We start from the raw sequence: 20,362 nt of genomic DNA on the forward strand, positions 1-20,362 counted from the left end.
TAATTAAGCTTCTGGTCACCAGCGCTTTACTTAAAGACTGATGTTACGCACGGAGTAGGCCAAGTTGGTGGTACATGGCTTTGAGGCCCACGGCGTAGAGCTGGGCTTTGAGGCGAAAATGGCCCATCCCACACTTGAGTTTGAGTATCTCGAGCTTGGTGTAGGCCAGCACGGCCGCGAAGAAATGATTGGCCTGCGTGGTCAGGGTTTTGGTGGGCGATTTGCCCATGGAGGCATTCTGTTTGAGCGATTTATGATATTCTTCCACTTTCCACCGTCTCTGGTAAATCGCAGTCAACTGGGCCTGGTTCAAGTCGGTGTCGCTGCTGACCAGATATAACACGCCCTGGCTGCCGTCTTGGTTTGTCAAGACGTGCCTGCTCACCAGCACCGCCTCTTGGACGGCCCGCAAATAGACCCGCAGGGGCTGCGTATCGGGAAACACCAGCGTTTGCACGGCCTGAAACTGGCCTTGCGCCCGTGCCGCTTCGCTCAGGGCCACGGTGCGGGAGGATTCGAGGGCAAAGACGAAATGGTGGCCCAGGGCTCGCACCAAGCTCATGTTCTCGGCCGAGGCATACCAAGTATCGGCCAGCAGGTAGCGGTAAGCCACTTGTTGCTGGGCCACGCGCAGCATCTGCTGCAGGTACTCGTTCTTGGTAAAGGCACTTTGATAGCTGGTTTGCTGGGTCTTGGCATGGTAGACCGGGACCGTTTTGCGCACCAGCTCGACGGCCAGCGGCAGGGCCAACTCGCCGGCCTGGTAGAGCAGGCTGACGAAATTCAAGCCCTTCACGTAGCGCTGCTGGCTGTGGTCCCAGTGGGTGCAAATCAGCTCGTTGGCAGCGGTATGGGCCTTTTCCAGAATCGAATCGTCGACGATAAGCACCGCAAATTCCTCGGCTCCACGCTGGGCTTCGGCCTGGCGAATCAGCGGCTTGGCCGCTCGCCAAATAGCGGCCGAGCCCCACGCGGTGCTGCTCAGCCAGCGCGTGATCTGGTCGTGGCTCAAGGCCCCGTCTACCAGGCGCGACAAGCCCGTGGCCGTTGTCGGACCCGTCGAACTCAACAAATAATCCGTGTACAAGTCCAGCGTGCAAGTCGTCATAAGCGTAGTAAACGGGCAGAAGCCGACTCTGACTGCGTAACAGCAGTTAAAGACACGACCGTTACCAAAGAGTACGTGGCGCAGATTCATTCCATTCAGCACATCGAGCTACGGGCCCTGGAGAAAGGCTACCTGGAAAAGATTTATGTCGACGAGGGGCAGCACGTCCAGCAGGGGCAGCTCATGTTTCAGATTAAGCCAACGATATACCAGGCCGAGCTGAAAAAGTCGCAGGCGGAAGCCAACTACATAGGACTCGAATACGACAACACCAAGAAGCTGGCTGACAAGAATATTGTGTCCAAGAGCGAGTTGGCGCTGGCTCAGGCCAAGTACGATAAAGCCAACGCCGATGTGTCACTGGCCCAAACGCACTTACAGTTCACCACCGTTAGAGCACCTTTTAGCGGCATCATGGACCATTTTGAGGGCCGGCTGGGGAGCCTGGTCGCGGAGGGTGATTTGCTGACGACGCTTTCCGATAATAGTAGAATGTGGGTCTACTACAACGTGCCGGAAGCGGAATACCTGGCTTATAAAACCCGCGTCAAAGCCACCGACAGCGCGACGAAAGTGAAGCTGAAGATGGCCAATAACGAGGTTTTCCAGCACCCTGGCGTAGTGCAAACCATTGAGGCCGACTTCAACAATGAAACCGGCAACATTGCCTTCCGGGCGACTTTCCCCAACCCCGACGGGCTGCTACGCAACGGCGAAACCGGCAGCATCCTCATGACGGTGCCGCTGAAAAACACCTTGCTTATTCCGCAGAAAACCACGTTCGAAATTCTGGAAAAGAAATACGTCTTCGTGGTCGATAAGAACAATGTAGTGCACCAGCGGGAAGTAACCCTCGCCTCCGAAATGCCGGACCTATATGCCATCAAGTCGGGCCTATCCGCGGGCGACAAGATTTTGCTGGAGGGATTGCGGAAAGTAAAAGATGGCGATAAAATCAGCTACGACTACAAAGACCCGCAGTCGGTCATCGCCCACCTGAAAGTGTACAGCGAGTAAGGTATCAAGCCTCAAGCCAGAACGTCCGGCTGACCGCCTGTTGGCTTAACAACTCATTAGCTATGTTTAGTAAATTCATTCGTCGGCCAGTATTTGCCATTGTTATCTCGGTGGTCATCCTCCTGATGGGCGGGCTGGCCATCATGCAGCTGCCCACCTCCCAGTTTCCGGAGATTTCGCCGCCCCTCGTGATGGTCAGTGCATCGTACCCCGGCGCCAGCGCCAAGGTGCTTACCGAGTCGGTGCTCATTCCCCTGGAGCAGGCCGTGAACGGCGTGCAGGGCATGAAATACATGACCTCCGATGCCGTGAGCGCCGGCGAAGCCAACATCCAGATTGTCTTCAACCTCGGCACCGACCCCGACCAGGCCGTCGTGAACGTGAATACCCGCATTGCCCAGGTGTTGAACCGTTTGCCGGTGCTGGTGCAGCGCGAGGGCGTTATCGTGAACCGGGTGGTGCCCAATATGCTGATGTACGTGAACTTGTACAGCAAAGACAAGAACACCGACATGAAGTACCTGTTCAACTTCGCCGGGGTGAACATGATACCGGAGCTGCAACGCCTGAGCGGTATTGGACGGGCCAGCATTCTGGGTAGCCGGCAGTACGCCATGCGTGTGTGGCTGAAGCCCGACCGGATGCGTGCCTACAACATCTCGGTCGATGACGTGATGAAGGCGCTGGAAGAGCAAAGCGTTATTGGCTCGCCCGGCCGCATTGGCCGCAGCGACGGCAAGCAAGCGCAGGCGCTGGAGTACGTGCTCAGCTACCAGGGCCGCTTCAACGACGTGGAGCAGTACAAGAACGTCATCCTCCGGGCCAACGCTAACGGCGAAAGCCTGCACCTGCGCGACGTGGCCAATGTGGAGCTGGGCTCGGAGTATTACGACATCTACTCCAACCTGAACCAGTACCCCTCGGCCGCCATCGTTCTGAAGCAAACCTATGGCTCAAATGCCAGCGACGTAATTAGGGAGGTGAAAGCCAAGCTGGAGGAGCTGAAGAAAACCAGCTTCCCGCCCGGCATGGACTACAAAATCACCTACGACGTTTCCAACTTCCTCGACGCTTCCATTGAGAACGTCATTCATACCCTGCGCGATGCTTTCATTCTGGTGGCCCTGGTGGTGTTCCTGTTTCTGGGCGACTGGCGCTCCACGCTGATTCCGGCCCTGGCCGTGCCGGTGTCGCTGGTGGGCTCGTTCATGGCCATGCAGGCGTTCGGGCTGACCATCAACATGATTACCCTGTTCGCGCTGGTGCTCTCTATTGGCATCGTGGTCGACAACGCCATTGTGGTGATTGAGGCCGTGCACGCCAAAATGGAGGAAGAGCACCTCTCGCCCTACAACGCCGTCAAGAAGGTGGTGGGCGAAATCAGCGGGGCCATTATTGCCATCACCATCATGATGACGGCCGTGTTCATCCCGGTATCGTTTATGAGCGGCCCGGTGGGCATTTTCTACCGCCAGTTCTCTATCACCATGGCCACGGCCATTGTAATTTCTGGTATCGTGGCCCTGACGCTGACCCCGGTGCTGTGCGCCATGATTCTGAAAAATCACCACGGCCAACCCAAGAAGAAAACACCCATTCAGCGCTTCTTTGACTGGTTTAACCGCGGGTTTGAGAACCTGACCAACGCCTACACCAGCCTGCTGGAGAAGATTGTGGCCAATCGGCTTGTCACCTTCGCCATGCTGCTAGCTTTCGGGCTAGGCATCTGGGCTATCACGGCCAAGCTGCCAGCCGGCTTTATTCCCAGCGAGGACCAGGGCCTCATCTATGCCATCGTGCAGACGCCACCGGGCACCACCCTGGAGCAAACGAATGCGGTATCGCAGCGCTTGGCCGCTTTGGCCAAAGACGTGCCGGGCATCGCCAACATTTCGACGCTGGCCGGCTATGAGGTGCTCACCGAAGGCCGCGGCTCCAACGCTGGCACCTGTCTGATTGACTTGAAGCCCTGGTCGGAGCGCAAGGAATCCATTGCCGACATTATTGGGAACTTGGAGAAAAAGGCACACGAAATTCCGGGCGCGACCATTGAATTCTTCGAGCCGCCGGCGGTGCCGGGCTACGGCGCGGCGGGCGGCTTCCAGCTGCAGCTGCTTGATAAAACCAATACCGGCGACTACAAAGCGCTGGAAAAGGTGAACGAGGAATTTATGAGCCAGCTGAAAAAGCGCAAGGAGCTGACGGGATTGTTCACCTTCTTTTCGGCCAACTACCCGCAGTACGAGCTGAAGATTGACAACGAGCTGGCCATGCAGAAAGGAGTGAGCATCGGCAACGCCATGAACACGCTCTCCATCATGGTAGGTAGCACCTACGAGCTGGGGTTTATTAAGTACCAGCGCTTTTTCAAGGTGTTCGTGCAGGCTTCGCCGGAGTATCGGAAGCTGCCCGAAGACATTTTGAACATGTGGGCCAAGAATGACAAGGGTGAAATGGTACCGTTCTCGGCCTTCATGAAAATCGTGAAGACCCAGGGCGCCAACGAAATTAACCGCTACAACATGTACACCACGGCCTCCATCCGGGGCGGCGCGGCGGAGGGCTACAGCAGCGGTGAGGCCCTCAAAGCGGTGCAGGAAGTGGCTAAGTCCCTGCCCCGCGGCTACGCTATCGACTGGGGCGGCCTGTCGAAAGACGAGGTGTCGCGCGGCAACGAGTCCGTCATCATTTTCCTTGTCGTGCTGGTATTTGTTTATCTGGTGCTTGCCGCCCAATACGAAAGTTTCCTGCTGCCTTTAGCAGTGGTGTTTTCACTGGTAGCGGGGGTATTCGGGTCGTTCCTGTTCATCAAGATAATGGGCTTGGCCAACGACATCTACGCTCAGGTGGGGCTGGTGATGCTGGTGGGGCTGTTGGGTAAGAACGCCGTGCTGATTGTTGAATTTGCCGCCCAGAAGCACGAGGAAGGAATGTCGGTGCGCGACGCGGCCATTGAGGGTGCCAGAGTACGTTTCCGCCCCATTCTGATGACCTCCTTCGCCTTCATCGCGGGCTTGATTCCGCTGGTAGTTGCTACCGGCGCCGGGGCCATCGGTAACCGCACCATCGGCACCTCGGCCCTCGGCGGCATGCTGTTCGGCACTGTCTTCGGGGTCATCATCATCCCCGGCCTGTATTACCTTTTTGGCACCCTGGCGGGAAACCACAAGCTGATCCGGGACGAAAACGAATTTCCGATACTGGAAGGCATTGAGCCTCGGGTATTAATTGAAGAAACCGAGCCGTATGCATAATCGACGCCTTTATCAATTCCTGAGCGCAGTTGGCTTAACGTTGGCGGTAGCGGCCTGCAAAACGCCGGAGCTAGCGGTGAAAACCGAGAGCCGCCGAGTGCCGGTCAGCTACGCCACCGCCCAGGACAGTGTCAATACGGCCCGCATCCGGTGGCAGGAGTTCTTCACCGACCCCGACCTGAAAGCCCTGATTGACACCGCCCTGCAAAACAATCAGGAGCTGAACATTACGTTGCAGGAAATCGAAATTGCCCGCAATGAGGTACGTGCCCGTAAAGGCGAGTATCTGCCCTTCGTGGGCTTGGGAGCCCGCACTTCGGTGGAAAAAGCCGGGCGGTATACACTTCAGGGTGCTACCGAGGAAAACGTCGACATTAAGCCCGCCCGACGGACGCCCGATCCGCTGACGGACTTTCAAGTAGGCGCCTTTGCCACCTGGGAGGTCGATATCTGGCGGAAGCTGCGCACGGCCCGCACGGCCGCGGCCACCCGGTATCTGGCAACCGTCGAGGGCCGGAACTTCATGGTAACGAATCTGATTGCCGAGATTGCCCGTTCGTATTACGAGCTGCTGGCCCTCGACAATCAGCTGGCCATCGTCAAGCAGAACATTGACATTCAAAGCAATGCCCTGGAACTGGTCCGTCTGCAAAAGGAGTCGGCCCGCGCGACGGAGCTGGCGGTCAAGCGCTTTGAGGCCCAGGTTCAGAATACCCGCAGCCTCCAGTATCAGCTCCAGCAGCGCATCGTCGAAACCGAAAACCAGCTGAACTTCCTGGCGGGTCGGTACCCGCAGCGCATTGCCCGCAACGATCAGTCTTTCAATGATTTACTGCCGGAAGTCATTCGGGCGGGCGTTCCTTCCCAATTGTTGAGCAACCGGCCGGACGTCCGGCAGGCTGAGCAGAACCTGGCGGCCGCCAAACTGGATGTGCGGGTAGCGAGGGCCAATTTTTACCCGTCGCTGAACATTTCCGGGGCCGTAGGTCTGGCCGCTTTTCAGCCCGGTCTGCTGGTATCCACGCCCCAATCCATGCTTTTTTCGCTGGCAGGCGACGTCGCTGCTCCCTTGATTAACCGCAATGGCATAAAGGCTACGTATTACAGCGCCAACGCCCTCCAAACCCAGACGGTGTATAAGTACGAGCGCACCGTGCTGAACGCCTACGTAGAGGTAGCCAATCAGCTGTCGAATATCAGTAACCTGGGAAAAAGCTACGAGGCGAAAGCGAGGGAAGTGGAAGCGCTAAACCAGTCCGTTGCGATTTCCAACAGCCTTTTCCGGTCAGCCAGAGCCGACTACACGGAAGTCCTTTTCACCCAGCGCGACGCCCTGGAATCGAAGTTTGACTTAATAGAAACCAGGATGCAGCAGCTGAATGCCACGGTCAACGTGTACCGGGCCCTGGGTGGGGGCTGGCAGTAAGACATGAGGCAACAGCCAATGGGTTTTTAAGGGCGCGAAACGGCTACGACAGCGCTGGGGGGCTTTTTTCAGCTTCTTCAGCCGCTGCCTGCTTTTATGCTGGCTGTCATTAGGCGCGTGAGGGCCGGTTCTGACAAGGCCAGTCCCTACCCGAACTGACTGATTAAGTTGCTCCACACGCTCTGGTCGAACACTACGGAACTCTACGTGACCGAAGGAGGACGAAGACAAACACTGCGGAGAATGATGCCCGGCTGGTTGCCAATTTAGCTTGTCCGCTCAGCTGACAGCGAAAGGCTTAACCTGGTAAAGCGCACGAGCGGCCCGCGGCCAAGGCAAGGGCTGGGAGGAAGGAGTTACTTTTGTTGGCTCGCCTTTCCTGCAAACCCGCCAAAAATGCCCCCCACCGATACCCATGAAGTCTGGTTGTGCGGCCCCCTGCCCGACGTGCCGTCGCTGCTCCAACCCGTAGCTCATGCCCTGCTACAAGCCCGCGAAGAAGTAGCCAAGCTGCTGCACGGCTTCCCGGAAACACTACTTTGGGAGAAGCCGGCGGGTGTGGCCTCGGTTGGTTTTCACCTCCAGCACCTCAGCGGCGTGTTGGACCGCACCTTTACCTACTCCCGCGGCCAACAGCTCACGCCCAAACAACTGGAGGCCCTGGCGCTGGAGGGAAAAAGCCCCCCAGCGGGCTGCACCGTACCAGAGCTGGTGCAGGCTTTTCATCAACAGGTAGAACAGGCACTTACCCAGCTACGTACCGCCGACGAGGCCACGCTAACGGAGCCGCGCGGCGTGGGGCGGGCCCAATTGCCGTCCACGGTGCTGGGGCTGTTGGTTCATGCTGCCGAGCACACCATGCGCCACGTCGGGCAGTTTTCCGTGACGGTGCGCGTGCTGCGCCACAGACTTTACTGAGGCAGCAGCACCGTGAAGGTGGAGCCGATGCCCGCCTCGCTCTGCACCTGAATGGTGCCGCCGGCATTTTCCACGATTTTCTTGATCATATACAGGCCCACGCCCGAGCCCTCCACATGGTCGTGCAGGCGGCGGAACAGGCCGAACAGCTGCGGTATCTGCTCGGAGCTGAGTCCCAGGCCATTGTCGGTTACGCTGAGCATCGTATTGGTGCCCACCGACTGGCACTGAATCAGCACGGATAACACGCGCGCCGGATCCCGGTACTTGATGGCATTGCTGAGCAGATTGTAAATGATGCTGCGCAGATTTTTGGGTGAGAAGGAGTGGGTCGGACAACCGCTGACGTTCACCGTTAGCTGCGCGCCGGCCGCCTTCACCAAAGGAGCCAGATCCAGCTGCACATCGGCGATAACCGCGGTCATGTCTACTGCCTCGTTGGGCTGAGCCATATTCTGCTCCAGGTGGGCAATGTCCGTCAGGTGGCCGAGGGTGCGCTGAAAGCGTGTTACCGCGTTCTGCATCATGGCCAGCAGGGGCTCTACGGCCGCTGTAATGGGGTGGTCGGCCGGTAGCGCATCGCCAACGGCGCTCAGCAGACCCTCAATGTTGCTGATTGGTGCCCTCAGATCATGCGAGGCAGTATACACAAAGGTGTCCAGCTCGGCATTGGTGCGCGCAAGCTGGTGGTTGGTATCACCCAGCTCCCGGTTGACGGTCCGTACTTCCCCGTTGGCCGCCAGCAATTCCTGGTTGATAGCGGCTAATTCTACGTTGGCGACACCCAGATCGAGGGCGGAGATGTTCAGTTGCGTCTGGCTCTGCTCTGCCTGCTTTCGGGCCAGCACCTGCTCCGTCACCTCAAAAGCAAACATGGAAATGCCGATGGTTTGGCCGTTACGCTGAAAGGGTTGGTACGTGAAGTCGAAGTAGCGCGCCTGCGGCGGGCCGCCCGCCGGGCTTTGCACCATCCCGAGCACTTCCGCCGCCTGATACGTCTCGCCGGTGTTATAAATTTTATCGAGCAGGGCTACAAATCCCTGGGCCACGGCTTCGGGCTGCGTTTCGGCTACGGTGCGGCCCATCAGCTCCCGGCCGGCATAAAGCTGCCCGAAAGCCGGATTGTGATAGTCCATCCGATACTCCGGCCCGCTGAGAATGCAGATCAGGGCCGGGGTTTGCTCAAATACCTGATAGAAACTCTCGCGCTGCGCCGCCAGCTGCTGCGCCGCGACCAGCGTTTCGGCCTGTAAGGCGTTGGCCCGCTGACGGATCAGCACTTGCTCGGTTACCTCGGAGCCGATTACCAGAATGCCATCTATCAAGCCGGCACCGCTGTAGCGGGCCTGATAGATGAAGTTGAAGTAGCCATCTTCTGACACGCCACCGGGCAAGCGGGTCAGCGGCAACCGTATCTCGCACTCCTCAAAGGAAAGGCCCGTCGTGTACACGTCGCGTAGCTGCAACGGCAGCGCCTGGCCCACTAGCTCAGGCAGCGCCTCCAACAACGGCAGGCCCAGCAGGAGCCGGTTTGGAAACAGCTGCTGGTAAGCGGGGTTAATCAGCTCGTACACAAAGTCGGGGCCGGCCAATACGCAGATCGGCGCGGGAGCTTGCTCAAAGAATAGGGCCAAGCACGCCTGATCAGCCGCTTTTCCGGATACTTCGGAGGCTGCTGGCGGAAGAGCAGCAGAAGCAGAAGATTTGGGTGTCGGGGAGATCAACATACTTAAAGGTACTCCTTCTACGGTCGTAACTGCGTAAAACTGCCTAAAAAACTGAGTGTTACGCTACCGTGACGCTACTAATTGCACTCCTCCTTCAGTTCGCGCCGTCACCAAAAGGGACACTGGGTGCTTGCATGGCATCTACATCTCCCAACAATGCTTGCGCTTACGCGGCAAATTTATATTCTGTCGGCAAGCAAATCATTTGTCCGGGGGGCTTTTTTGTGAAATAGAAGCTGTTTAGGAATTCGGGAAAATTATCCAGAACGTCATGCAGAGCAGCGCGAAGCATCTCGCGTGCTGACATTGCAATGGTAACTCAACGAAGCGAGCGAGATGCTTCGCGTTGCTCTGCATGACGTTCGGTTGTACTTCCCAAATAACGTCTTTGTAAATCTTGCTGCTATTCCATGCTCTCTTGGCAAACGCCATTGCGGGTGCTGTTCCCGCGTGCATTTCCGCTACTTTCATTATATCCCCAGCAGCCTTCTCGCCTTCCTAGGGTATTTTTGCGTATTCCCTGTAGCTGGGTTTGCCTTCTTCACATATATTACATTTATACAATGACACCGCGAATCAAAAGTGCAAACCCAAGGCATCACCGGGACATTGTGGTCATTGGAGCCTCGGCGGGGGGCGTAACAGCGTTGCTGGAGCTGGTGAAAACCTTGCCGGCCGATTTTCCGGCCCCGATTTTCGTGGTCCAGCACGTAGCCGCCGATTCGCCCAGTATTCTGCCGCAGCTGTTAAGCTCGTTTTCGGCCCTCACGGCCCGGCATCCGGAGAATGGGGAAAGCATCGAGCCGGGAGTTATCTACGTAGCTCCGCCCAATCATCATTTGCTGGTCGAGGACGATAAAGTGCTGGTAACACGGGGCCCGAAGGAAAACCGATTTCGGCCCTCTATTGACGCGCTGTTTCGCTCGGCGGCGTACACTTATGGCCCCCGCGTAATCGGGGTGGTGCTGACGGGCTACCTGGACGATGGCACCTCCGGCCTGTGGTCGGTGCAGCGCATGGGCGGCGTGGCCGTAGTGCAAGACCCACTGGATGCCCAGCAGCCCGCCATGCCCACCAACGCCCTGGAGTTTGTGACGGCCGATCATATCGTGCCACTGGCCGAGCTGGGGTCGTTGCTGGTTCGCCTGACCACAGAGCTTGCTCCTGGCAAGCCCCGCCTGCCTGCCGCTCAGCTAGACCTGCTCAAAATCGAGCTCAGCATTGCCAAGCAGGGCGGTGGGTTTGAACTGGGCATCATCGAAAAAGGCCTCCTGACGCCCTTTACCTGCCCGGATTGCCACGGGGCCCTCACTCAACTTATTGAAGGCAAGCTGATTCGCTACCGTTGCCACACGGGGCACGCTTACACCCTGAGCGCGTTGTTGGGCGAAGTAACCCAATCGGTGGAAAGCCTGCTTTACCAGTCGATGCGCGGACTGGAGGAAACCAAAATGCTGCTGCAAAGCCTGGGTGAGCATTTTAGTAAAGACAACCAACCCGACGTAGCGGCACTATTTCTCCAAAAAGCCGAGCAAACTGGCAAGCAGGCCCTCGTAGTGCACGATTCCATCCTACGGCACGAAGCCATCAGCGGCGACTTGCAGTTTCAAAAGATAAAGGCCAAAGTAAAGGAAGTCTAAGTAGTAGAATGTGAAAGGGAATATACTTCGGCTAGTACTTTACAGCAGGTTTACGAACGTTGTAGAGATGCGTATTCGCGTCTAATCGTCGCGGTCGTTGTTTATTTAGTCGGTAGCCGGTCGTTCAATGACGAGACGCAAGTATGCGTCTCTACAACGTTCGTGAAACCGCTATAATACCGCGTGCTGGGGGGCTTTTTCTGTCTGCAAATCCATTCTACAACAAGAAACCGGCCGCCACTGCCCATGAGCAGCGACGGCCGGTTAGCTTGCAGGCAACCGTTCACTTCTTATTCGCGGCCCGAATTGCCTTCACCTCCGGCGCTAGCACGGCCGTAGCTTTGTTGCCGAAGCTATTGCGCACATACGTCAGGACATCGGCAATCTGCTTATCGGTCAGCGCGTCGAAGGCGGGCATTATGTTGGCGTATGATTCGCTGTCGATGTCCTCGCCCTCCATGCCGTTGAGTACCACTTTCACCAGTCGGGCTTTGTCGCCGAGCACCCAGGTCGTTTGGGTCAGGGGCGGATTCATGCGGCCCGCACCGCCACCGTCGGCGAGGTGGCAGGTCAGGCAGTTCTGGGCGTAGACCGCTTTGCCCGCCGCAATAGTCGCTGCCGAAACGACGGCGACTTTAGGAGCCGTTGCAGCTGATTTGGCAGCGGCAGGTTCGGCTTTGGGGGGCGTTTTTTGTTGGGCAACGGCCAACTGGCTATACCAGGTCAGCGCGCCCACAACGGACAAGATCTGCTTCATCAAAGAGCTTATTTTTTAGCGTAAACAATACGGTAAATCGTGCCCTTTTTATGATCGGTGTGTGTGGGCGGGGTAAGCCGCGGCTGGCTCTAGGAAATTACCGGTCGCTACTTTCTTACCGTCGCCGCCGTACTCGGGGGCCATCATCTTTTTGCGCTGCACATTGTCGTAATATAGGTAGGGCCAGCCGGCGTTGTCGCCTTTTTTGAGCGCGTACATGCACTCGGCCGACTGCTTCGTATCGTAGGGCTCCGGGAAGTTGTCGTGCAACTGGTCGCGGCCGTGCTGCATCACAAAGACTTTTCGCCCAAGCTCATCCATACGGTAGTGGGCATGGGCTACGTATTGCGCGAATAAGCGGCAGCGGCTGACGGGTTGCTGAACGGCCATGGTGAGGTGACACACAGCCCCTGATCGGGCACTGCGCTTAACCCTACGAAACACTGCGGGAAATGATGCCCGGCTGGTTGCCAATTTAGCTTGTCCGCTCAGCTGACAGCGAAAGGCTTAACCTGGTAAAGCGCACGAGCGGCCCGCGGCCAAGGCAAGGGCTGGGAGGAAGGAGTTGCTTTTGTTGGCTCGCCTTTCCTGCAAACCCGCCAAAAATGCCCCCCATCGATACTCAGTGGCGAATATATAGTAAGCGTGTAGGAACGATACTTTATGATTAATTAAAGAAATGCGCCTAACGGATCTTAAGCCAGCTTGTGCTTCTCTATAACAATTAAAGATTCATCCGTTTAAGGGCTTGTATTTGGTTATACAAAAACGTTTGGCATTATTGAAAATTAATCAGTAAAAAACCAATAAAATAATGGAATTATATAAAAACAAGCTACCACGGTTGAACATTAGGTCATATTATACTCAAGTAGTACTATATAGCTTATGGTTCGGGCTAGTCCTATTACTGATGCCTCGACAAAGTCATTTTCTGGATATGCCAACTTTTGCCCGGTGGACTACCTACGGCTTTGAGCACGGAATAGGCAATATCTATTTGAATGACGATATTAATTATTTACCTGTTTATAATTATATTCTTTATCTGTATGGTCAATTGGCCGGGAGTGTGGCAGCTATATGGAATAATATCCATTGGTTAAAAGCATTCACATTAGTCTTTGATTTTATTGGGGCTTTAGTTGCCGTGTCTTTTGTACACGATTCGAAGAAACGGTTTGTCCTTTCGTTTTGGCTACTGCTGAATATTGGATATTTATATAACACCTTGGTATGGGGACAGACAGATGGCATTTATACGTGCCTTGCTTTTATTGCAGTGGCTCTAGCGTTGCGCGGACAACCAATTTGGAGTTTATTGTTCTTCGTGTTGTCTTTAAATACTAAAACCCAAGCTATCGTTTTTCTTCCTGCTTTATTAATGCTATGGCTTCCGCTGTGGCTAAAATCTGTCAGAGTATTGCCACTAGCTTTGCTAGCCGCAGCCGGACTACAATTTGTCCTTTTAGCGCCATTTATATGGCTTGGGGAAGAGAATTATCTGGCGACTATGTTTAGGCGCCATATCAGTAGTATCTATTTTTTCAATGTAATATCCTGGGATTCCTATAATTTCTGGCACTTGATTGCCGAAAATCACCCAGCTACCCACAGAGACGACATACTAGTAGTGGCAGGACTTACTTATAGAAAATGGGGAGTAATCCTGTTCTGTCTGTCTTCAGCTCTAGTGTTGTTTCCCTTATTTGCTTTTACAGTGCGAAACTTGCTTTTTCGTGCCCAAAGGGTCCCGATTGAGCGTGGACTAGTGTTTTTAAGTTGCGGTCTAGTGACTATCTGTCTGTGCTATTTCAAAACCGAGATGCACAGTCGGTATTGGCACCCAGCTATCATATTCCTGGCAGCCTATAGTTTCGTTAGCAAACGGTACCTGTTACTCCTGCTCTGCTCATTAGCTTATACGCTTAATTTAGAAGCGGCTATGCAATTCCTGAAAAAAGACATGCATATTTATCTTGCCTGGAATCCGCAGTTTAATTCTAAGTTTATAGCTAGCATTTTTACTGTAGTGTTTGTACAAGGAATACGTGAATTGTATGGTCATGCGGAAGTGAAACAGTATGTCAAAGAAATAATCGGGTCATTAACTGTTAAGAGGCAAGAAGAAATAACAGTGCAACTCAAAGGCCGCACGCAAGAATTGCAGTAATAGAAATTTAATGAGCACAGTTTTTTATGTTAATTGGCTCAGGTGGGTAGATCTACCAATAAGAAGGGCCCTCGCTGCTTAAAAGTAGCGAGGGCCCTTCTTATTGGTAGGCGAGCTTTTGCTTTTTATTCGCGGGCTTATTGACTTTACCTCCGGCACACCACGGCTGTGGCTTTGGTGCCGAAGCTATTGCGCACAATACGTCAGTACATCGGCAATCTGCTTATCGATGAGGACATCGACGGCGAGCATTACACTGGCGTATAATTTGCCGTCAATATCTTCGCTCTCCAGTCCATTAAGTGCCACTTTTACCAATTGAGCTTTATTGTCCAAATACCCAGATGGTGCCTGAATAAAAAGCCCCCGCGGCTTCCCTTTAGTATATTTAGTGGGTTGCGCCGATCATTTGCGAAAATATATCATTAAGCGTGCGGCCAAAATATGCATAATACATAGTTTAATATGTATATTTTGAAGATGAAGTATGCCCTAACGGTTAGTTTGATTACGTGTCTTGGTTTGCAGGGAAAAGCACAAGAAACTGCCCCATTGCCACAACCAACGTTTGCAGCGAAGGCACACCCTGCGCCGCAAATGCCATTAAGAAATAAGGTAGTCTACTTTGGAGCCAGCGTGGGGGGCAATTTGTCCGCTATGAACTTCAACAAGGGTTATCCGAAGCCGCCCTCTCCCGTTGAGAATAACTGGAAGCCGGGCTTTACCACTGGCTTGCTGGTAGGTATTAGCGTGAATGAAAAACTCGCTTTTCAGCAAGAATACCTATGGTCGCGCATGAAGGGTAAGGACACAAGTAGCACAACGGACTACGTTTTCGATTATCTTTCCCTGCCGGTTATGCTGAAATACACTGTTTTTCCACGCATTAGCCTTTTGGCAGGTCCACAATTTGATTTATTGATTCAAGCCAAAGCGCGTGTGAATGGCCAAGAAATCAATACTACACGCGATACAGAGGAGCGGGGTATTGGCGCTACGGCCGGCATAGGAGTGAGGCTATTGGATAACCTAAGCCTTAACGCTCGATATACGCACGGCCTAAATCACATAAATCTCAAGCAACGCTCGAGCCTGCAGGAATTCAAGTTGCAATCAGTGCAGATGTCCGTGGTCGCTATTTTTTAATAACACCACCGGCCCCACTGGCCCACTGGCGCGAGTTTAGCGTAGCGTAACTCGTGACTGTTATTGTATGAGGCTGCGCCTCATCCGTTAGAACGACAGCTCTATTTGATTTTATCTGGATGCAGCGCTTCCGGCTTGCCGCTGGTGCGGCAGTGGAGGTACAACCTCCACAATAAGACTAGTTACGAGTTACGCTGCGCTAACCTCGCGCCAGCTAGGAGCCGCCCAGTTTATGTAGGCGGCGCGGTTTCATTTTGCCGCTAACGCGGCAGTGCAGGTACAACCTCCACTTCAAGGCTCGTCACGAGCTACAAGCTCGCGCCAGTGGGGTATAGACTATACGCGTAATGACGTTGAGAAAGGTAAAGAAGGAATGGGTATATATCATGAACATGAATTTGAAATTGTTATAGTGAACTTGGCAAAAGAAACAAGATATTTAAGCCATGTTAGAGCCTGTTAAAAATTAGGCAGACTCTATGTTTTCGACATTCAATAACACCGTTCTGGGCGCTTTTAAAGCTTCAACCCTGTGCTGACCCAACCACAAATATGCCGTTTTTGGCTTGTTTCGGGATCGGAAGCATTAGCCAATACTAATTTTCAACAGGCTCTAAGAACAAAAATCCCGCGCCAGCTAAAGCCAACGCGGGATTTTTGTTAGGTGAGTTGGCAGAAGCCAAGCTACTACATATCCTTAATAATCTCATCCCCGAACTCACTGCATTTCAACAGCGTAGCGCCTTCCATCAAACGCTCGAAGTCGTAGGTGACGCGCTTGGAGGCGATGGCGGTTTCGAGGCCTTTGTAGATGAGGTCGGCGGCTTCCTGCCAGCCCAGGTGCTCCAGCATCAGGGCGCCGGACAGAATCACCGAGCCGGGATTTACTTTGTCTTGGCCGGCGTACTTGGGAGCCGTGCCGTGGGTAGCTTCGAAGATGGCGTGGCCAGTGAGGTAGTTGATATTGGCCCCCGGCGCGATACCGATACCGCCCACGATGGCCGCCAGTGCATCGGAGATATAGTCGCCGTTCAGGTTCAGGGTAGCTACCACCGAGTAGTCGGCGGGGCGGAGCAGAATCTGTTGCAGGAAAGCATCGGCGATGCTGTCCTTGATCAGGATTTTGCCACCGTCGAGAGCTGCTTTCTGCTGGGCGTTGGCTACGTCCTGGCCCTGCTTGGCCGCTACGCGGTCGTACTGGGCCCAGGTGTACACTTTGTCGCCAAACTCACGCTCGGCCAGCTCGTAGCCCCAGGTTTTGAACGCGCCCTCCGTGAACTTCATGATGTTACCCTTGTGCACAATAGTCACCGACGGCTTCTTGTGCTCAATGGCGTACTGAATGGCCGCGCGTACAAGGCGCTCGGTGCCTTCCTTCGACACCGGCTTAATGCCAAACGACGACGTCTCAGGGAAACGAATTTTCTTCACGCCCATCTCATCCTGCAGGAATTCCAGCATTTTCTGGGCCTGGGGCGTGCCGTTCATGTACTCGATGCCGGCATAGATATCCTCGGTGTTCTCCCGGAAGATAACCATGTCGGTCAGCTCGGGCTGTTTCACGGGTGAGGGCACGCCCTCAAACCAGCGCACGGGGCGCACGCACGCGTACAAGTCCAACTCCTGACGCAGAGCTACATTCAGGGAGCGAATGCCACCGCCCACGGGCGTGGTCAGGGGGCCTTTTATGCCTACCAAATACTCGCGGAAAGCATCTAAAGTCTCATTAGGCAGCCAGTTGCCGGTTTGCTTAAACGACTTTTCGCCGGCCATCACCTCTTTCCACATCAGCTGGCGTTTGCCGCCGTAGGCTTTCTCCACGGCCGCGTCAAGCACTCTCCGAGAAGCAGCCCAAATGTCCGGCCCCGTACCGTCGCCTTCAATAAAAGGAATAGTAGGCTTATCAGGGACATTCAGCTTGCCGTTTTTGATGGTGATCTTCTGTTCTGCCATTGTGTAAGAGTTGTCAGTGGTTAGTTGACAGTTATTGGTAAGATGAAGTTTTTTTAATGTGTTGGGGGGCTTTTTAGTACCCAAATATCTCTTTCAGCGTGAGCTGCTCTACTTTGCCATAGTTGGCCAGCTCCTTGAAATTCAGCCGGTCTTTCGACCCAATAACCAGAATCGTCTGGGCTTGATTTTTCACCTTGGCTTCCTGGAATTTCTTTAGGTCGTCGAAGCTCATGTTGGCCGTCTTCTCATACACGTCGCGGCGCAAATCGTAGTCGAGGCCCAGGCGCTTAGCGCGCTCGTAGCTGAACAGAATATCCGACTTGGTGATGCGCTCCGTGGCAATGCTGTTGCGAATGGAGTTCTTGGCGATTTGCAGGTTAGCCTCAGCCACGGGCATATCGTTGAGAAGTGTGGCCATACCGGTCATAGCTTCTGGCAGCTTGTCACTCTGGGTCCCGATGTAGCTCATCACGTAGTTGGAGCGGCCTTGCTTATCGGCATTCGAGTAACGCGAAGAGGCCGAGTACGCCAGCGCTTTCGATTCGCGCAACTCCTGAAACACGATGCTGCCCATGCCACCGCCGAAGTACTCGTTGTACAAGCTCACCGTAGGCACGATGTTCTTGTCGTACACGTCACCCTTGGTCAGGAACAGGATTTCGGCCTGTACCATGTTGTAGTCTACCCAATACACCTTGCGGTCCTTCATAGGCTGCTCGGCGAAATCCTTGTTGGCGGGTACGGGCGTGAGCGTGGGGGGCGTTTTGTGGGCTGTGTTCAATACGGCTACCAAACCATCGGCGGGGCGAGGACCGTAGTAGAGCGCACGGTGCTGATACGAAGTCAGCTTCTTCGTAAGAGCCGTCAGATCCTGGGGCTTCAGCGCTTTCAGCTCCTTCTCGGAAAGCTGCGTCGTGAAGGGATTCTTGGAGCCGTATTTGGCGTAGTTCACCATCGCCTGACTCAGAATCACCTGCTTATTCAGCTTGGCATCTTTGCGGGCTTTCAGTACGCCGGCCACCATGTCGCTGAGGGCCTTAGCGTCGGGCTTGGGATTAGCGAGCAGACTTTCAAAGAGCTGCAAAGCCGGCTCAAAGTTGCTGTCCAGACCGGCCAGGCTCACGTACACACGGTCGGCGCCGCTGCTCACACTGAACGAGCAGCCCAGCTTATAAAACTCCTGCTGCAGCTGGGCTGCCGAGTATTTATCAGTGCCGAGGTATTGCAGATAGTCGGCCGCCAAACCCAGCTTGGGGTCGTTGTTGGTGCCGAGGTCCAGAATATAGTACAGGTTAAATAGCTCGTTCTCCGTATTCTTGGTATAAAACACCGGAATACCTGAGGCCAGCTTCAACTCCTGAATATCCTTCTTGTAATCAACGAACACCGGCTGCAACTCCGGCGTCGGCTTGTCCACCACTTCCTTGTAGAAGGACGAAGCCACTTCCCGATTCACCGGCACGGGCGTAATAGCGGGCTTTACCACTTTGGGCGAGCTGGTGTCTTTGCCCGTGCGCTTGTAGATGAGGGCGTAGTTATTCTTGTAGTACTCGTTAGCCACGCGCATTACATCCTCCTTCGTTACGGCGGCAAACTCGTCGTACTGCTTCAGATAATCCTTCCAGGGCATGCGCGCCACGAAAGCCGCCACAAAAGCACCGGCGCGCGACTCGTTGCTCTCGTAGCTCTTGGTGCGCTGAAGCTTTTCGTTGTTGATGATGGCCGGAATCAGCCACTCCGGGAAGTCACCCTTCTTCACCTTATCCAGCTGAGCCAGCAGCAAGTCGCGCACCTGGTTCAGGCTCTGGCCCTGGCGAGGCGTCGCGTAGAGAATGTGAGAAGAATAGTCGTTGTTGATATCTGTGAATGAAGCCGCCTGCAACACCTTCTGCTGCTGGTTCAGGTTCAGGTCAATCAAGCCCGCCTGTCCGTTGGTCAGAATCTTATCAATCATGCGCAGCACCACCGCGTCTGGCGTAGTCGTGCCCGGAAAGCGAAAGCCCAGCATGACGTTCTCCGCATCCGGGCCCATAATTTCCTTCACGATAGGAGCCGTAATCGGGGCTTCCTGCGCGACGGAAAAGGTCGGTTCCGCCTTGCGGGGCAGCTTGCCGAAATACTGGTCGATGATGCGAATGGTCTGGTCGTAATCCAGGTCGCCACTCAGCGCCAGCGCTACGTTATTCGGGATGTAATACTTGTCGAAATAGCTCTTAATCTCCGTGATAGACGGATTTTGCAAGTGCTCAATCGTGCCGATGGTCGTCTGGGTGCCGTACTGGTGCTTCTGGTACAGACTGGCATTCAGGGCCTGAAACTCCTTGCTGAAATCGTTGTCGAGGGTCCGGTTTTTCTCCTCGTACACGGCCTCCAGCTCCGTATGAAATAGGCGCGGTACCATCTCGCCCATCCGCTCCGCCTGAATGGCAGCCCATTTCTCCAACTGGTTACTCGGAATATCCTCCTGGTACACCGTCTGCTCCACCGAAGTGTAGGCATTGGAGCCTTTGGAGCCAATGGTGCCCATTATCTTATCGTACTCATTGGCCACAGCATACTTAGCCGCCACCCCCGATACGGAGTCGATCTGATGATACAGTTGCTTGCGCTGAGCTGCGTCGCGGGTGCCGCGGTACTGCTCGTAAAGCGCTTCAATCTTAGCTAGTTCGGTCTTCTCGGCTTCCCAGTTCTGGGTGCCCAGGCGCGAGGTTCCTTTAAACACCATGTGCTCCAGGTAGTGCGCCAGGCCGGTCGCAGTGCTCGGGTCGTTCTTGGACCCTGCCCGCACTGCCAGATAGGTTTGGATACGCGGCGCATCGTCGTAATCCGACAAATACACCGTCAGGCCGTTATCCAGGGTGTAGATACGCGCCTTAAGTGGGTCGCCTTCTACCGTCTCGTATTTGTATTCTTTAGCGGCCGGGGCACTGGCTTGCGTTGGAGCATCAGTGGTAGCGTTGCCGGTAGAGGCCGTTTTCGTTGATTGGCACTCGGTAGTCAGGCCAAGCGCAGCTATGGCCGGAAATAGAAGCAGAAAGGGTTTTTTCACAGAATTTCCGGTGCAGAAAATAGGGCAGAGTAATAAGGAATCAAAGATACTTGGTGGGGGCTGGAATTAAAAACGATACAGCATTTAGGTAAGATTATGCTGTATCTAACCCAAAGGGCTGGCCCCGGGTGCTTCAGTCAGCAGCTATAGGAATTCCGGCTTTGAAAGCTTGAGGCCCAAAGCGTCAGCTTTCA

General features: G+C 54.6%; 14 protein-coding genes. 7 read left to right on the forward strand and 7 right to left on the reverse strand.

Translation table 11 applies throughout. The features are described from left to right. Nucleotides 1-43: 43 nt before the first annotated feature. On the reverse strand, nt 44-1,108 hold the full coding sequence (locus MKZ35_RS01340) for an IS701 family transposase (RefSeq protein WP_482511431.1): 1,065 nt from the start codon (nt 1,106-1,108) through the stop codon (nt 44-46). On the opposite strand from MKZ35_RS01340, the gene MKZ35_RS01345 reads away from it, so the two are divergent. The 4 genes from MKZ35_RS01345 (at nt 1,073) to MKZ35_RS01360 (ending at nt 7,723) form a co-directional block, all read left to right on the forward strand. After that, nucleotides 1,073-2,125 (forward strand): efflux RND transporter periplasmic adaptor subunit, encoded by a 1,053-nt coding sequence (locus MKZ35_RS01345; protein ID WP_482512244.1) that lies wholly within the window; start codon nt 1,073-1,075, stop codon nt 2,123-2,125. The two genes, MKZ35_RS01340 and MKZ35_RS01345, sit on opposite strands and share 36 nt — an antisense overlap. Nucleotides 2,126-2,187: 62 nt before the next feature. Beyond that, nucleotides 2,188-5,379: an efflux RND transporter permease subunit gene (locus tag MKZ35_RS01350; protein WP_482511432.1), complete on the forward strand. Its 3,192-nt coding sequence runs from the start codon at nt 2,188-2,190 to the stop codon at nt 5,377-5,379. Further along, complete coding sequence (locus MKZ35_RS01355) at nt 5,372-6,805, forward strand: TolC family protein (RefSeq protein ID WP_482511433.1); 1,434 nt, start codon at nt 5,372-5,374, stop codon at nt 6,803-6,805. Before MKZ35_RS01350 ends, MKZ35_RS01355 begins: the two co-directional genes overlap by 8 nt. Before the next feature lie 396 nt (nt 6,806-7,201). Continuing rightward, on the forward strand, nt 7,202-7,723 hold the full coding sequence (locus MKZ35_RS01360) for a DinB family protein (RefSeq protein ID WP_482511434.1): 522 nt from the start codon (nt 7,202-7,204) through the stop codon (nt 7,721-7,723). Here MKZ35_RS01360 and MKZ35_RS01365 read toward each other — a convergent pair. Next, on the reverse strand, nt 7,717-9,450 hold the full coding sequence (locus MKZ35_RS01365) for a sensor histidine kinase (protein WP_482511435.1): 1,734 nt from the start codon (nt 9,448-9,450) through the stop codon (nt 7,717-7,719). The genes MKZ35_RS01360 and MKZ35_RS01365 overlap by 7 nt on opposite strands. 563 nt (nt 9,451-10,013) lie before the next feature. Between MKZ35_RS01365 and MKZ35_RS01370 the strand changes: the two genes are divergently transcribed. Further along, complete coding sequence (locus MKZ35_RS01370) at nt 10,014-11,090, forward strand: chemotaxis protein CheB (protein ID WP_482511436.1); 1,077 nt, start codon at nt 10,014-10,016, stop codon at nt 11,088-11,090. A gap of 283 nt (nt 11,091-11,373) precedes the next feature. On the opposite strand, the gene MKZ35_RS01375 is transcribed toward MKZ35_RS01370, so the two are convergent. Together MKZ35_RS01375 and MKZ35_RS01380 are read right to left on the reverse strand one after the other, a co-directional pair. Next, entirely contained in the window at nt 11,374-11,847 is a 474-nt protein-coding gene (locus MKZ35_RS01375; protein WP_482511437.1) for a c-type cytochrome, read from the reverse strand. A 48-nt stretch (nt 11,848-11,895) separates the two neighbouring features. Continuing rightward, nucleotides 11,896-12,237, reverse strand: coding sequence for a hypothetical protein (locus MKZ35_RS01380; RefSeq protein ID WP_482511438.1), 342 nt, complete (start codon nt 12,235-12,237; stop codon nt 11,896-11,898). A gap of 550 nt (nt 12,238-12,787) precedes the next feature. Here MKZ35_RS01380 and MKZ35_RS01385 point away from each other — a divergent pair. Beyond that, entirely contained in the window at nt 12,788-14,020 is a 1,233-nt protein-coding gene (locus MKZ35_RS01385) for a hypothetical protein (RefSeq protein WP_482511439.1), read from the forward strand. A 186-nt stretch (nt 14,021-14,206) separates the two neighbouring features. Here the strand turns inward: MKZ35_RS01385 and MKZ35_RS01390 are convergent, their stop codons facing one another. Continuing rightward, a complete protein-coding gene (locus MKZ35_RS01390) occupies nt 14,207-14,329 on the reverse strand; it encodes a hypothetical protein (protein ID WP_482511440.1) in 123 nt (40 codons plus the stop codon). A gap of 156 nt (nt 14,330-14,485) precedes the next feature. Here MKZ35_RS01390 and MKZ35_RS01395 point away from each other — a divergent pair, with 156 nt between their 5' ends. Continuing rightward, on the forward strand, nt 14,486-15,166 hold the full coding sequence (locus MKZ35_RS01395) for a porin family protein (protein WP_482511441.1): 681 nt from the start codon (nt 14,486-14,488) through the stop codon (nt 15,164-15,166). A gap of 687 nt (nt 15,167-15,853) precedes the next feature. Here the strand turns inward: MKZ35_RS01395 and icd are convergent. Both icd and MKZ35_RS01405 read right to left on the reverse strand, forming a co-directional pair. Then, nucleotides 15,854-17,119, reverse strand: coding sequence for an NADP-dependent isocitrate dehydrogenase (icd, locus tag MKZ35_RS01400; protein ID WP_482511442.1), 1,266 nt, complete (start codon nt 17,117-17,119; stop codon nt 15,854-15,856). Between the two features lie 73 nt (nt 17,120-17,192). Continuing rightward, nucleotides 17,193-20,168 (reverse strand): M16 family metallopeptidase, encoded by a 2,976-nt coding sequence (locus MKZ35_RS01405; RefSeq protein ID WP_482511443.1) that lies wholly within the window; start codon nt 20,166-20,168, stop codon nt 17,193-17,195. Nucleotides 20,169-20,362: the final 194 nt, after the last annotated feature.

Source organism: Hymenobacter sp. R533113 (genome assembly GCF_056835965.1).